Source organism: Streptomyces lancefieldiae, assembly GCF_031845825.1.
Lineage (GTDB): Bacteria > Actinomycetota > Actinomycetes > Streptomycetales > Streptomycetaceae > Streptomyces > Streptomyces lancefieldiae.
This window is the reverse complement of the sequence record NZ_JAVRFH010000311.1, coordinates 1-470: the sequence shown is the minus strand read 5'-3', so window position 1 is coordinate 470 and position 470 is coordinate 1. Positions and strand designations below refer to the sequence as shown.

1 protein-coding gene is annotated in these 470 nt (G+C 66.6%); it reads right to left on the bottom strand.

From position 1 onward, the window contains the following. The coding region (locus tag RM812_RS42290; protein ID WP_311586347.1) for an FAD-dependent oxidoreductase at positions 1 to 470 on the bottom strand (470 nt) is incomplete at both ends.

Genomic DNA, 470 nt, shown 5'->3' with positions numbered 1-470 from the left:
CGGCCTTGGCCTGCTCTTCGGTCAGGCCGAAGCTGGCCACCTGCGGCTGGCAGAACGTCGCGCGCGGCAGCATCCGGTAGTCGCCCAGCGCGAGAGTCTCGGCGCCGCCGATGGTTTCGGCTGCGACGACGCCCTGGGCCTCGGCGACGTGGGCCAGCTGGAGCTTGCTGGTGACGTCACCGATGGCGTAGATGCCCGGCACGTTGGTGCGCATGTAGTCGTCGATCGCGATGGCTCCGCGGTCGGTGAGCGCCACACCGGTGACCTCCAGGCCGTAGCCCTCGATGTTGGGCGCAAAGCCGATGGCCTGCAGCACCTTGTCGGCCTTGAGCTCTTCGGTGTTGCCGTCCTTGCTCACGGTGACGCGAACCGGACCATCAGCCCCCTCGTCCACGATGCCCTCGACCTTGGTTCCGGTGAGGATCTTGACGCCCAGCTTCTTGTACTGCTTCTCGATCTCCTTGGAGACC